The following is a 14,106-nucleotide window of genomic DNA, read 5'->3' as shown; positions in this document are numbered from 1 at the left end:
AAAAGACGGCAGAAACGGCGGAGAGGCGGTCATCCTCTCCGCCATGCCCTTCACGGCCTCGACGATCTTTGCGCTCCATGACTGAGGTGCCGCCTGTTCGGCGAACCGGGCGCAATTACACCGAGATGGGAGGATCGCTCTCCCCTTCGACCAGCTCGAGCGGCCAGATTTTGCGGCGCGGAGCGTCGGGATAAAGAGGGGAAAACGCCGGAATCGTTGACAGAAGCGTTTCGCCGAGCTGAACCCCAAGCTCTTTCAGCCGCACGCGAAAGCACGTCAGGCGGGGCAGCAGAAAGCGCCCGACGGGGCTCTCGCGTTCAGCGATGACGGCGAGATCCGGCCCGGGCCGCAGCCCCGCCTCGCCCAGGCGCCTATAGAGACCGACCGACATCAACTCTGCGATCAGCAGGATAGCCGTGGGCCGATTCTCCAGATGCAGGATCCGATCGGCGACATCATAGCCGCCTTCCTCGCTGGTTTCGGCCAGAAAGACGATCTCGGGGTCGTAGGGTAAGCCGTGCGCCTCCAGCGCCTCGGTGTAGCCTTGCATGAAGATGCTCCCGAGATGGACGTCATTGGTCGGGGCAGCCACCGCAATCCGCCTATGTCCATTGGCGACGAGCCTTTCGACCGAGTGCAGAGCGATGCCTCTGAAATCAAGGTCGATCCACGGGCTGCCCGCACCGGATTGGCTGCGACCGAGCGAAACGAAGGGAACGCCAGCCTTTTGCAGGAAATCGAGGCGGGGATCGATGGTGCGAGTCGCGGTGACCACCAGAGCGTCGACAATGCGCCGTGCGACCATCCGCCTCAAATAGGCGTCAGGGTCCTCTCCGCTCGAACACAAGAGCACCACAAGATCGAGCCCGTGCCGCGCCAGAACCGCCTGCAGGCCATCGATGACACCCGGAAAGAAGTTGTCGTTGTTGGCGCCGAGATTGACGCCCTGCGTCATGATCAGGCCGACCGTGTTGGTCGTGCCCTGACGCAGCGCCCGGCCCGACTGGTTGGGCACGTAACCCAGGGCTTCCGCTGCCTCAAGCACGCGACGTCGCGTCTCGGGATTGACATCCGCCTTGCCGTTTAGCGCCCGAGACACTGTGCCGATCGAAATCTGCAAATGGTCGGCAAGCTGTCGGATGCCCTTCATGTCGGTCCCTCGTTGGCGGCCCCAAGAACCCCTATTGACACCTATACCCCTCCGAGATTAGCGTCGTAAACGTTTACGGAGGGTCGTATTCGACACTCGGTGAGAAAGACAGATCGACCGCTTATCGGAATTAGTCCTTCAGGCGGTTCATGAATTCGTGTGCCTTTGGAAGAGGACCCGGGGCAGGCGGCAATATCACGTCGGGATTCGGCACTGCGACCGTAACCGGCGCCTTAATTCGTGAGGAGGATTTTCATGCAACGCATCTTGCCGATAGCCTCGGCCGCCGTCATGGGACTCGCCCTTGCACTGCCAAGCGCGGCTCGGGCACAGGATCCGGTGACCATCACGATCTGGACGGTGGACAAGACCGGTCAGCCGACGCCAGACTTGGCTCGCGAGTTCGACGAGAGCGAGCCCGACATTAACGTCGTCTATCGAGAAGTGCCATTTGCAGATCTGATGAGCGAGGCGCTGCGCGCCTTCTCCATCGGCAAAGCGCCCGACATCTTCGCGGTCGACAATCCCGACACGGCGATGCTGGCCGCCAATGGGGCGCTGCTCGACCTGACTGATATGATCGCCAAATCCGACGCCATCAAGGTCGAGAACTATTTCGACGGCCCGATGGAGTCGGCGACCTGGGACGGACACATCTACGGTGTCCCGAAGGCAACCAACACCATCGCGCTCTACTACAACAAGGACATGTTCAAGGAAGCCGGCATCAAAGAGCCGCCGCGCACCTGGGACGAGTTGATCGAGGACGCCCGCAAACTCAACAAGCCGGACAAGGGCGTCTACGGCGTCGCCTTCTCGGCCAAGGCCAGCGAGGAAGGCACCTTCCAGTTCCTGCCCTTCGTGCAGATGGCTGGGGGAAGCTACGACCACATCAACTCCGAGGGCGGAGTGAAGGCGCTGACCTTCTTCAAGACACTGCTCGACGAGGGGCTTGCCTCTCCCGACACGGTCAGCCGCACCCAGTGGGCCTCCACCGCCACCTTCAACGCCGGCAATGCGGCCATGGCGATCTCCGGGCCGTGGGAACTCAATCGAATGGCCGACGAGGCGGATTTCGACTGGGGCGTCGCGCTCCTGCCGGTTCCGGAAGAAGGGGCCCAGCGCTCGTCCGCCATGGGCGACTACAACTGGGTGATCTTCAAGACAACCAAGCACCCCGAGGCCGCCTTCAAGGCACTGGAGTTCTTCGCCAATCAGGACAAGGACCTGTTCCAGCGCTTCGGCCAGTTGCCCGCGCGTCGCGACATCGACATTCCACCCACCGGCAACGACAAGAAGGACGCGGCCCTTCAGGTCTTCCTCGAGCAGATGAAGTACGCCAAGCCGCGCGGACCGCATCCGGAGTGGCCCAAGATCTCGAAGGCGATCCAGACAGCCCTCCAGGCAGCCCTCGCCGGCGGCGCGACGCCGCAGGAGGCCCTGGACCAAGCCGCCAAGACGATCGACGGCATCATCGACTGACAGGGCCCTTCCTGTCCGGTAGTTCCAACCCGCGCCTCGTGGAGAGGCGCGGGAGCGGCCTCACTTGGCCGTTTCACCGGGCATGGATCAGCGGAGCATACATATGCGCAATGGTCTCTCCACCTTCTGGGATGGCCGCGGCTTCGACCTTCTCCTCGTCGGCATCCCCCTCGCCTTCCTGATCGCCATCTCCGGCTCAGCCCTCGTCTACAACGTGGTGATGAGCTTCCAGGAAGTTGGCATGTTCACCCTCGGCTCGTTCGTGCGCCCGTTCGCGGGCCTCAAGAACTACGCGGAGGTGCTTTCCGATCCGCAGACGTGGCCGATCCTCGGCAACACGGCGATCTTCGTCGTCGGATCGCTCTCCGGCCAGTTCATCGTCGGCTTCGCGCTCGCCCTGTTCTTCGGGCTGAAGTTCCCCGGCAGCACCTATCTGCGCGGGCTGTTCCTGGTTTCCTGGGTGATGCCCGGCCTCGTCACCGGCGCCCTTTGGAGCTGGCTGCTGGCCGGTGACTTCGGTGTCGTCAACTTCTTCCTGCGGTCCCTCGGCATCATCAACGAGAACATCTTCTGGCGCTCCGATCCCGCCTTCGCCTTGTGGAGCGTCGTCATTGCCAACATCTGGTTTGGCACGTCGTTCAACATGATCCTCCTGTCTGTGGGCCTGGCCTCGATCCCCGAGGATCTATACGAGGCCGCCAGTCTCGACGGGGCGAACGTCTTCCAGCGCTTCTTCACCATCACCTTGCCGATGATGCGCTCGACCATCGGGGCGCTGCTGTCGCTGGGTCTGATCTTCACCCTACAGCAGTTCGACCTCTTCGCCGCGCTCACCGACGGCGGCCCCAACAACGCATCGAACGTGGCGCAATATTGGGCCTGGCAGCTCTCCTTCCGCGAATACGACTTCGCGCGGGGCGCCACCGTCTCCGTCATGATGATCATCGTCGTCATCGCCGCCGCGCTCTTCTACGTCCGCTCGACACGCCATGAGGTGCGAGGATGACACGCGTCCGCAACGTTCTCCTGATCGCTGTCGCGCTCATCCTGGCGGCGATCTATCTCTTCCCGCTGTACTGGATGTACGTCACCGCGCTGAAGACCTCGACGGCGATGTTCGCCAGCCCGCCGATCTTCGCGCCGCGGAACCCGCAATGGGGCATCTTCGCCAGCGTATGGCAGGAACGTCATATGGCGGGCTATCTGTGGAACTCGCTGGTGATCGCGACGAGCGCCGTGGTGCTGATCGCCATTTTGGGCGTCGGCTGCGCCTATGTGCTGGCCCGCTACCGCAGCGTATGGGTCGACGCCGGCCTGTTTCTCGTCCTGATGCTGCAGGTATTGCCGGCCTCGCTGATGGTCACGCCGATCTTCGTCGGCTTCTCCCAGCTCGGCCTGCTCGACTATCCGCGTCTTGCCACCGTTCTCGCCATCACCGCCAAGGCGATGCCGTTCTTCGTGGTGCTGGTGCGCGCCACATTCATGAGCGTGCCGATGGAACTGGAGGAAGCCGCGCTTGTCGACGGCAACTCACGCGTCGGCGCCTTCTTCCATATCGTTCTGCCGCTGGCCCGCAACGGCATTCTGGTGAGCGCCACTCTCATCTTCATGCAGGCTTTCGGCGAGTTCGTCTATTCGAAGTCGCTGATCCAGGAAGTCGGATTGCAGCCGGCGAGTGTCGGTCTCAACACCTTCATGGGGCCGAACTCCGTCGATTGGAACCGGATCATGGGCTACGCCTCGATCTACGTCACTCCGATCCTCGGCATCTTCGTCCTGCTCCAGCGCAAGATCGTCTCCGGCCTGACCTCAGGAGCCCTCAAATGACCGCCCAGATCGAATTCGTCGACGTTCAGAAATACTACGGCACCTATCACGCCCTGAAATCGATCAACCTCACCGTGGAGAAGGGCAGTTTCGTCGCCCTTGTCGGGCCGTCGGGTTGTGGCAAGACGACCTTGCTGCGCTCGCTGGCCGGATTGGAGAAAATATCAGGTGGCGAAATCCGCATTGTCGGCGAGCGCATGAACGATGTGCCACCGCGAAAGCGCGACATCGCCATGGTGTTCCAGAGCTACGCGCTCTATCCCCACATGACGGTGGAGCAGAACCTCACCTATAGCCTGCGCATTCGCGGCATGAAGAAGAAGGAAGCACGGAAGGCGGCCGAAGACGTGGCGGCCACGACGGAGCTGTCGCATCTGCTCAAGCGTTATCCCCGCGAGCTTTCGGGCGGTCAGCGCCAACGCGTCGCCATGAGCCGCGCGATCATCCGCGATCCAAAGGCCTTTCTGTTCGACGAGCCATTGTCGAATCTCGACGCGGCGCTTCGCGTCCACATGCGCAAGGAAATCCGCACCTTGCACGAACGGCTCGGGGCCACCTCGGTCTACGTCACCCACGATCAGATCGAGGCCATGACCATGGCGGACCGGGTCGTCCTGATGAAGGAGGGTCGGATCGAACAGCAGGGGGCGCCGCTGGAGCTCTACGACCGGCCGATCAACCGCTTCGTGGCGGGGTTCATCGGCTCACCGGCCATGAATTTCGTGCCGGCCACGGTCGGGGCGGACGGCCAGAGCCTGGTGCTCGATCTGCCGGGCAACCAGACGCTGCCATATCCCGGCCGGCTGGAGCCAAGTCGGCGCGTCGTCGCAGGTCTTCGGCCCGAGCATTTGGTACCGGCCTCCGGCACCGACGCGCTGATCAGGTTGCCCTTGCGGGGCGCGGAAGCGACGGGCGCGACGACCTTCCTCTTCACGGAATCAGACCCGGAGCTCGCTGTCGTTCTCAATGGGCGCAACACCATCAAGGTAGGCGAGGAGCTAGGCCTCATGATCGATCCCGCGCTCATCCATCTCTTCGACGAAAAGACCGGCGAGCGCCTTTAGCGCACCGGCCCGTTCGTTTGCTCCCATCGAATGCGCTCCGGCGCGAACGAACCGCGCCGCACGCCACCAAAGGTTTGATTCCAAAACATCTTCGGGGCGACCTCATCCGCCCCTGACGCAGCATCGCGGTCAGCGACGACCGGGCGCCGGCAAGGCCAGCTGCGCCATTTCCACCCGACACCGAGGATGAACATCATGAAATTCGCCGACGGTAACTGGCAAGTACCCGCCAACCTGTCCATTCTGCATCCCGTGCATCTCTTTCGCGCCGAAGTCAGGGACGATGCGCTCGTCCTCCACGCTCCAAGCTGGGACGCGCGCGAGCGCGGCGCCCAGATCAATACCAAGATCTTCACCATCCGCATCTTTTCGCCGATGGAGGGCATCCTTGGTGTCCGCATCGACCATTTCCAGGGCGTTCTGGACAAGGGGCCGCATTTCGAGCTCAGCCCGGAGGAGGGCTTCAAGCCGACAGTCGAGGAAGGGCCGGAGCATTTTTCGATCACCTCGGGCAACCTTACGGCGCGCGTTGCCAAGGAAGGCCCGTGGAAGCTGGAGTTCCTTCGCGACGGACAACCGCTGACGGCCAGCGGGCTCAAGTCGACCGGCTATGCCCTGGACAGCAACCAGGACGGCCGCCCCTATCTCTTCGAGCGCCTCGACCTCGGCGTCGGCGGGCTCGTCTACGGCCTGGGTGAACGCTTCACCGCCTTCGTCAAGAACGGCCAGAGCGTCGACATCTGGAACCGCGACGGCGGCGCCAATACCGATCAGGCCTATAAGAACATCCCGTTCTTCCTGACCAATCGGGGTTGGGGCGTCTTCGTCAACAATCCGGGCAAGGTGGAGTTCGAGATTGGATCGGAAAAGGTCTCCAAGGCGCAGTTCTCGGTGCCCGGCGAGAGCCTGGAATACTACGTCATCGACGGTCCGCAGCCCAAGGGCGTGCTCGACCGCTACACGAGGCTGACCGGGCGCCCTGCCCTGCCCGCGCCGTGGTCCTTCGGTCTTTGGCTGACCACCTCTTTCACCACCGACTACGACGAGGCGACCGTCACCAGTTTCCTCGACGGCATGGCGGAGCGCGACATCCCGCTCCACGTCTTCCACTTCGACTGCTTCTGGATGCGCGCCCTGCATTGGTGCGATTTCGAGTGGGACCCCGAGATGTTCCCCGATCCCGAGGCGATGCTCGCCCGCTACAAGGCGCGGGGGCTGAAGATCTGCGTCTGGATCAACCCTTACATCTCCCAGCTTTCGAAGCTCTTCGAAGAGGGCAAGGAGAACGGCTATCTCATCAAGCGGCCAGACGGCTCGGTCTGGCAATGGGATCGCTGGCAGCCGGGCCAGGCGGTGGTCGACTTCACCAACCCCGCCGCATGCGAATGGTACGCCGGTTATCTGAAGCGCCTCGTCGCCATGGGCGTCGATTGCTTCAAGACGGATTTCGGCGAACGCATTCCCACCGACGTCGCCTATTTCGACGGCTCCGATCCGGAGACCATGCACAACTACTACGCCTATCTCTACAACAAGGTGACCTACGAGGCGCTGGAAGATGCCAAGGGCAAGGGCGAGGCTGTCGTTTTCGCCCGTTCGGCGACAGTCGGCGGACAAAAGTTCCCGGTTCACTGGGGCGGCGACTGCTATTCCGACTTCGAGTCCATGGCCGAATCCCTGCGCGGCGGGCTGTCGCTCGGTCTGTCCGGCTTCGGGTTCTGGAGCCACGACATCGGCGGCTTCGAGTTCACGGCGGCGGCCGACGTCTACAAGCGTTGGTGCGCCTTCGGCTTGATGTCGAGCCACAGCCGACTGCACGGCTCGAAGTCCTACCGCGTTCCCTGGCTCTACGACGACGAAGCCTCGGATGTGCTGCGCCACTTCGTCAAGCTGAAGTGCCGGCTGATGCCCTATCTGTTCGCGACCGCCTGCGAGGCGCCGCACACCGGCCTGCCCGCCATGCGGGCGATGCTCCTGGAGTTCCCCGACGATCCGGCCTGCGAAACCCTGGATCGGCAGTACATGCTCGGCGAATCGCTGATGGTCGCGCCGGTTCTGCAAGCTTCCGGCGAGGTGGACTTCTATCTGCCCGAAGGCCGCTGGACCCAACTTGTCACCGGCGAGGTGGTCGAGGGAGGACGCTGGCGCCGCGAAACCCACGATTTCATGAGCCTGCCGCTCTACGTCAGGCCGAATTCGCTTCTGGCGTGGGGCGCGAACGACACCCAGCCGGACTATGATTACGTTGACGGCACGACCTTCCTGCTCTTCGAACTGGAGGATGGACACAGCGCCACGGCTTGCGTCCACGCACCGAACGGCGACCTTCTCCAGCAGCTGACCGTGTCGCGCGTCGACAAGGTTCTAACCGTGGAGGGGTCGCATGATCGGCCGTGGAAACTGCGGCTGACGGGGGTCCACGAGGCAACGTCGTCTGAACCGGGCGTGACCACTGCCGATTCGCCGAGCGGACTGGAAATTTCAGGTAGCGGCCGGGTTCAGATTACCCTTTGACCAGTGCCTAGACGGCCCTCGGGGGACGCGCCCGCGTCCCCCGAGATTCATTCCGCCGAAAGAGCCAATCACGGCCCCCCGGTTCACGGCAATGTCTCCGCCATCGCGTCCTGCGAAAGGTTTTCCTTAGCGACGCCCGACCCGGCGCAATGCGCCGTCGTTTCCCGGCGTGCTCCCCTGTCGATGTGAATTCAAGCACCGGCGCGTCGGGCGGAAGGAGCTCTCCTGCGCAATCCGGGATCGCCCCACGCGACGAACCAGGGGTTTGCGAAGTCGCAGTCGTCGGACTGTCCACGTTTGCCATAAGTGAGCGGCGCGCCATCCAGCGTCGCCACCATCCCGTCAGCGGCCCTCAAAATCGCATCGCCCGCAGCCGTATCCCACTCCATGGTCCGTCCCAGGCGAGGATAGACGTCAGCCGCCCCCTCGGCGATCAGGCAGAACTTCAACGAGGAGCCTAGGCTGGTGAAGCGCTCAATGTCGAAGCGCTGGAGCCAGCCTATGGTTTGGGGCGAGCCATGGCTGCGACTACCGATGGCGACGATCGCCTCCGGTGCCTCGCGCACGTGAATTCGCTGACTCGGCCCGGGAACGCCGCCTGTCGAGACCCATGCCTTGCAGGCACCTTCGTGCGGCGCCCCTGCGTAGAGCAGCCCGAGCGCGGGGGCATAGACGACGCCGGCCACCGGCTCGCCGTTCTCGATAAGCGCGATGTTGACAGTGAACTCGCCGTTGCGGTTGATGAACTCCCTGGTACCGTCGAGAGGATCGACCAGGAAGAAGAGCTCGCAGGTGGCGGGAACAAGCCCGGTAGCGGCGGCCTCCTCGGCAACGACGGGAATATCGGGCGCCGAACGCCTCAGGCCTTCCAGGATCACGGCCTCGCAGCAGATATCGGCTTCCGTCACCGGCGAGCCATCCGCCTTGCGCTCCACCGCTCCGCCCTCTTCGTAGACGCGCATCACCTCGCGTCCTCCGCGAAGGGCGATCTCGATCATCTCAGCCAATCGCGCGCGCATCACCCGGCAACTCCCATGCCAAGCCTGCTGCCATTCGACCGGCGAAAGGTCAATCGCCAAACACAGCGGACGTCACGCCTGACGGCGCTTACGTCTTCGGCAGAGCGTGGCGCCTCGCCTCGGCGAAGCGGGCTAGCGGGACCTACGACGTCCGTCGCACCGGCCCATGGGGCGGCCGGCACGAAAGGCGAAGCTGCTCACTCAGGCAAAATTCTCCTTGAGACGCGCGATGACATCTTCCATCGCCCGGCTCTGGCGGAAGAGCGTCTCCGTCCGGGTGACCGCGGCTTGGCACTCTGCACTGGTGTCGACTTCCCCGGCTGAATTTCCGGCGAGATAGGCGGACGTGGGCTCCAAGTCCTGAAGGCGCCTCCGCAGCCCCTCGTATTCCTGAGAAATCTCGGCCAAGTTGGTCTGGAGAACGGCCAACATCGTCGACAGACGACGCTCGTCCGTCGACGCGTCTCGCGATTGGGAGCGAAATCGCGGAGCCTTCTGGCGGCTAAACGGGAAAAGGGCCATGACCGTTCTCAATTTTCCATCAGCGGTTCGCAGCCTACCCAGTCGGAAGCGATCAAGCCAGTGCCCCGGGTGCTCGACGGTTTGGAGCCGTTCCTGTTGCGGCTAATGCCGACCAAGACAGCACGCGGCCCACTGCGAACACGTTCAACACTTGCCTCAAATTCGAACCAAGCCGCATCATCGCGACGACTCGCAAGCGCCGTGTGGCCAATGTCGCCGCAACGACGACCCGATGGGGGCTCCATTCCGTTTCCTGAATGAAATGCATGAGCGGTGGGCAAGCCCATCGCTCTCTCGCCGTCTGGGATCAGCTTCCTTCCAGGCGAAGGTGTGGCCGTGGTAGCGTTCCGTTGCCTGCGGCGCGCGAGTCGCTCCGAGCGCCCGCCGCCCAACCTGCCCCATGGCCTCACAGCACCCTAACGCCTGTCATGCTTCACCCGACGCTTCGGTCTCTCGCCTTTCTGACGCGGCTGCCACCTTCGAAATCGTCGTTTTTCGGCGAGCATCGCCTGGGCGACGATATCGCCGCCTTCCCCCTGGCGGGCCTTGTCGCCGCGGCCCCCTCGGCGCTGATCCTTCTTCTCGCCGGTTGGACGGACCTCTCGCCGCTGGCGGGAACGACGCTCGCTATCGCCGCGATGGTGTGGGTGACGGGGGCTCTTCACGAAGACGGCCTCGGCGACGTCGCCGACGGCCTCGGGGGCCACCGCCCCGCCGAGCGCGCGCTCGCGATCATGAAGGACAGCCGCGTCGGCTCCTATGGCGCGCTGGCGCTCATCCTCTCAATTCTCTGCAGGATCGCCTTTCTGTCGGATGTCGCGGCCGCTGCGCCGGCCGGCGTCGCGATACTCTATCTCGGCATCGCGGCCTTCAGCCGGGGCGTGATGGCCTGGATGTGGGCCAGCCTGCCCTCGGCCGATCCCGGCGGGCTTGCCGATTCCGCCGGCCAGCCGTCGCGACGCGGCGCCTGCGCATCCCTTGCCCTCGGTCTCGCCCTCTATGTGGCGGCGGTTCTTCTGGGCACGCCAAGCTGGCAGGTAGCCCTTCTCGCGCTGGCGGTCCCGCTCATCCTCGCAGCGGCGGTATTCCTGTGGTTCGCGGCGATGCTGAAGCGGCGTCTCGGAGGACAAACGGGCGACGCGCTCGGCGCGACCCAGCAGCTCACGGAAATCGCCCTGCTCCTGGGCCTCGCGGCCATGCTCTGATCAGAGCGCCGCAAAAAGAAGAGCGAATGTCGCCAAGGCAAGAAGTGTCGAGAAGCGAGAGAGCAAGCGCAGCGCCGCCCTTATGTCCTCAACCCATGCGTTCCTTCGTCCCTCCGCGTTGATCAAGGGGGCGGCAACCTCCAGTTCCCCGTAGCGGCGCGGACCACCGAGCGCGAGATCGAGGGCACCCGCCACCGCGCCCTCCGGCCAACCGGCATTGGGCGAGCGGTGCGCCGGCGCGTCCTTCGCGGCCACTCTCAAGGCTCGCCGGAACGCCTCCGCTCCTCCCTCAGGCAACGCGGCCACGGCGAAGAAGAGCGCGGAGAGGCGAGCCGCCGGCCAGTTCGCCAGATCGTCGAGCCTTGCGGCGGCCCATCCGAAGGCGCGATGGCGCTCATTCATATGGCCGATCATGGAATCGGCGGTGTTGAGAGCCTTGTAGGCAAGGATGCCGGGAAGGCCCAGCAGGAGATACCAGAGCCAGGGCGCGGCGACGCCATCCGATGCGTTCTCGGCAAGGCTCTCGATCGCTGCGCGGCAGACGCCCGCCTCGTCCAGCTGGTCGGGATCGCGTCCGACGATCATCGAGACCGCGCGGCGCCCGGCGGCAAGTCCGTCCCCCTCCAGGGCATCCGCCACGCGCGCCACATGGTCGGCAAGGCTCTTCTGGGCCAGGAAGACCGCGACCACAATCGCCTCCAGGCAGAGGCCCAGCCAGCCCGCCGCCGCCAAGACGCCATGGAGCGCCGCGCCGGCCAATGCCACGCCCGAGAGCAGAAGCGCGACGGCCAGCACTCCGAGAATTCGCCGGCGGCGGAAGGAATCCTCTCGCCGATTCCAGGCGCGGTCGAGCAGGCCGATGAGTCGCCCGATCCAGACCACCGGATGCGGCAGACGGCGCCACAGCCAGTCGGGATCGCCGACCAGCCGGTCGAGGACGAGCGCGGCGAGCAGAATGGCTAGGTGGGCGGTCACGCCGTCACCTCGGTGAGTGCCTCGCGCAAGGCCGTTTCAAGGCGCGCAGCCTCATCCGCGCTGCATGGATTGCCGATCCTCAGCCAATCAGCGCGATAGGAGAAGGGTCGCGTCAGAAGATGTCGGCGGCATAACGCGTCGAACAACAGGTGAGCGCTGTCATGGCGAACGAGCGCGAACAACGCCGTCTCGCCAACGATCTCGCATCCTGCCGCCTGAAGGGCGCTACGCCGCAGCGCCGCCTGACGAGCGATCGCACACCGCAGTCCTTCGATCACAGCACGATCTGACATGAGATTCGCCGCTATGGCCAGCGCCGGACCTGAGACGGCCCATGGGCCGAGACGGGCAGCGAGCGTTTCGGCAAGGCCTAGCGTCGTGAGCGCAAAGCCCAGCCGCAGCCCGGCCAGCCCGAAGAACTTGCCGAAGGAGCGGTGGACCAGCAGCCCCGCGCGTCCCGAAAACGGCGCAAGACTCACCGCCGGATCGGCATCGGCAAAGGCTTCGTCGACGACAAGAAGGCCACCGCGTCCCGCCATGCGCTCGGCCACCGCGAGGAGAGCCGTGCGGGAACACCGCCGGCCATCGGGGTTGTTGGGATTGATCACGATGGCAAGCATCGCCGTTTCGGAAATCCCGTCGAGTGAACCGATTTCCCTCACCCGATGGCCCGCTGCCGCAAGGGCGCGGGCGTGTTCGCTATAGGTCGGGCCGACAACGGCGGCCTCGCATGGCGCGAAAAGCAAGGGAAGCTGAGTGATCAGCATCTGCGAGCCCGGCGCGGCAACGATCCCCGCCGCTTCCGGCGCGCCATAGAAGCGCCGCGCGGCAGCAAGCAGACCAGCCTCATCTACCCGCTCAGGCAGGCGCGTCCAGGCGTCTGCCTGAATGGCGGGAAGCGGCGGCGGCGCCGGGTTGATGCCGGTCGAAAGGTCCAGCCAGTCGGCGCGCGGGCCGCCGAAGCGCGCCACCGCGACGTCGAGAGCGCCGCCATGTTCACAAGGATCGTTCAAGGCTCTGTCCGGTCGATGACGTGAAGATAGGAGCCAGCAACATTGCCGACGCGAAGGCCGCAGTGTTCCAATGGCTCACCCCGCGCGTCCTCGGCCTCGAAAAGCGGCTCGCCCGGCCCCTCGCGAACCACGGTGGAATAGTGAAACTCGTGGCCGCGCAAGGTCCCTCCCCAGGGAAATCCGGAAAGCGCCCTGATCCGTCGGTAGCCGAGGTGGCGCTTTCGCTGCCTAAAGCTCGTCTCCACGGGAAGAAGACCGAGCATGGCGTGGGAGCAACCGTCGGCATCCTCTATCGCCTCGCCCAGCACCATGTAGCCGCCGCACTCGCCATAGACGGCGACGCCGCGATCCGCCGCTTGCCTCATGCCGGCGATGAAGCAGCTTGCCGCCGCCAACCGGCCGGCATGAAGCTCGGGATAGCCGCCAGGCAGAAAAACCGCGTCCGCCGCAGGGTCAGGCGCTTCGTCCGCCAGCGGCGAGAAGAAGGAGAGTGCAGCGCTCTCCGCCCGCCATCCGGAAAGGATGTGCGGATAGGCGAAGGCGAAGGCTTCGTCCCGCGCGACAGCGATGCGCGCGGCCAACGGCGGCAGCCGCGCGGCGGTGGCGCGCGTCGTTTCTCCCGGTCGCGCGAGGCCGGCCAGTCGATCCAGATCGAGCCCGTCTGCGGCCCAGTCTGCCGCCCGCTCGATGAAATCCTCGAGTCCCGTGTGTTCACCCGCCTGGACGAGGCCGAGATGGCGCTCGGGCAGGGCAAGGTCGGCGCGCGGCGGCAGCACGCCAAGCGCCCTCATGCCGATCGGCGCGAGAGCCTCACGCAGCAGCATGGCATGGCGCGGGCTTGCCACGCGATTGAGGATGACGCCAGCGATCGACACCTCCGGCCGATGGTCGCGAAAGCCGCGTACGAGAGCCGCGATGGAGTGGGACTGGCGCGCACAATCGACGACGAGGATGACATCGAGGCCGAGCAGCGCCGCAAGATCGGCCGCCGAGCCCGAGCCGTCGGCCGCGCCATCGAAGAGCCCCATCATGCCTTCGACAACAAAGGCATCGGCCTTCTCCGCCGCCTCGGATGCCAGGGTGGCAAGAAGAGCGGGGCGCATCGCCCAGGGATCGAGGTTGACGCAAGGCCGCCCGCTCGCCGCTTCGTGGAAGGCGGGATCGATATAGTCCGGCCCGGCCTTGGCAGGCGCGATGGCGACGCCCCTTCGCCGAAGCGCGCGCAAAAGGCCGAGCGTGACGGTGGTCTTGCCGGAGCCGGAAGCAGGCGCGGCGATCAGAAGGCCGCTCATGGGCGCAAGCCTCGCTTCCCGCTCTTCCGGCCGGCGTCCGCCC

General features: G+C 64.8%; 12 protein-coding genes. 6 read left to right on the top strand and 6 right to left on the bottom strand.

Going from position 1 to position 14,106, the window contains the following annotated elements; translation table 11 throughout:
• Positions 1-115: 115 nt before the first annotated feature.
• Positions 116-1,150: a LacI family DNA-binding transcriptional regulator gene (locus tag B5D38_RS15505; protein WP_078709346.1), complete on the bottom strand. Its 1,035-nt coding sequence runs from the start codon at positions 1,148-1,150 to the stop codon at positions 116-118.
• 255 nt (positions 1,151-1,405) lie between these two features.
• Here B5D38_RS15505 and B5D38_RS15500 point away from each other — a divergent pair, with 255 nt between their 5' ends.
• The 5 genes from B5D38_RS15500 (at position 1,406) to yicI (ending at position 8,037) form a co-directional block, all read left to right on the top strand.
• A complete protein-coding gene (locus B5D38_RS15500) occupies positions 1,406-2,632 on the top strand; it encodes an ABC transporter substrate-binding protein (RefSeq protein ID WP_078709345.1) in 1,227 nt (408 codons plus the stop codon).
• A gap of 103 nt (positions 2,633-2,735) precedes the next feature.
• A complete protein-coding gene (locus B5D38_RS15495; RefSeq protein ID WP_078709344.1) occupies positions 2,736-3,638 on the top strand; it encodes a carbohydrate ABC transporter permease in 903 nt (300 codons plus the stop codon).
• Positions 3,635-4,459 (top strand): carbohydrate ABC transporter permease, encoded by an 825-nt coding sequence (locus B5D38_RS15490; RefSeq protein WP_078709343.1) that lies wholly within the window; start codon positions 3,635-3,637, stop codon positions 4,457-4,459. Before B5D38_RS15495 ends, B5D38_RS15490 begins: the two co-directional genes overlap by 4 nt.
• Positions 4,456-5,523: an ABC transporter ATP-binding protein gene (locus B5D38_RS15485; protein WP_078709342.1), complete on the top strand. Its 1,068-nt coding sequence runs from the start codon at positions 4,456-4,458 to the stop codon at positions 5,521-5,523. Before B5D38_RS15490 ends, B5D38_RS15485 begins: the two co-directional genes overlap by 4 nt.
• A 195-nt stretch (positions 5,524-5,718) precedes the next feature.
• Positions 5,719-8,037, top strand: coding sequence for an alpha-xylosidase (gene yicI / locus B5D38_RS15475; RefSeq protein WP_078709340.1), 2,319 nt, complete (start codon positions 5,719-5,721; stop codon positions 8,035-8,037).
• 191 nt (positions 8,038-8,228) lie between these two features.
• On the opposite strand, the gene cysQ is transcribed toward yicI, so the two are convergent.
• Positions 8,229-9,056, bottom strand: a complete 828-nt coding sequence (gene cysQ / locus B5D38_RS15470; RefSeq protein ID WP_078709339.1) for a 3'(2'),5'-bisphosphate nucleotidase CysQ — start codon at positions 9,054-9,056, stop codon at positions 8,229-8,231.
• Between the two features lie 201 nt (positions 9,057-9,257).
• A complete protein-coding gene (locus B5D38_RS15465) occupies positions 9,258-9,578 on the bottom strand; it encodes a hypothetical protein (protein ID WP_078709338.1) in 321 nt (106 codons plus the stop codon).
• 428 nt (positions 9,579-10,006) lie between these two features.
• Between B5D38_RS15465 and B5D38_RS15460 the strand changes: the two genes are divergently transcribed.
• Positions 10,007-10,783: an adenosylcobinamide-GDP ribazoletransferase gene (locus tag B5D38_RS15460; protein WP_078709337.1), complete on the top strand. Its 777-nt coding sequence runs from the start codon at positions 10,007-10,009 to the stop codon at positions 10,781-10,783.
• Here B5D38_RS15460 and cbiB read toward each other — a convergent pair whose 3' ends face one another.
• Genes cbiB through B5D38_RS15445 form a run of 3 tightly spaced genes read right to left on the bottom strand, consistent with a single transcriptional unit; the run spans position 10,784 to position 14,063 of the window.
• The gene (cbiB, locus tag B5D38_RS15455) at positions 10,784-11,758 is read right to left on the bottom strand and encodes an adenosylcobinamide-phosphate synthase CbiB (RefSeq protein ID WP_078709336.1); all 975 of its coding nucleotides are present in this window, start codon (positions 11,756-11,758) and stop codon (positions 10,784-10,786) included.
• Positions 11,755-12,771 carry a threonine-phosphate decarboxylase CobD gene (gene cobD, locus B5D38_RS15450; RefSeq protein WP_078709335.1) on the bottom strand — a complete coding sequence of 339 codons (1,017 nt, stop codon included), beginning with the start codon at positions 12,769-12,771 and terminating at the stop codon, positions 11,755-11,757. The genes cbiB and cobD overlap by 4 nt, the downstream gene beginning before the upstream one ends.
• Positions 12,768-14,063, bottom strand: a complete 1,296-nt coding sequence (locus B5D38_RS15445; protein ID WP_078709334.1) for a cobyrinic acid a,c-diamide synthase CobB — start codon at positions 14,061-14,063, stop codon at positions 12,768-12,770. The genes cobD and B5D38_RS15445 overlap by 4 nt, the downstream gene beginning before the upstream one ends.
• Positions 14,064-14,106: the final 43 nt, after the last annotated feature.

It is taken from the genome of Consotaella salsifontis, assembly GCF_900167365.1.
Lineage (GTDB): Bacteria > Pseudomonadota > Alphaproteobacteria > Rhizobiales > Rhizobiaceae > Consotaella > Consotaella salsifontis.
The sequence above is the reverse complement of the archived record's forward strand: the minus strand, read 5'-3'. Positions and strand labels throughout refer to the sequence as shown.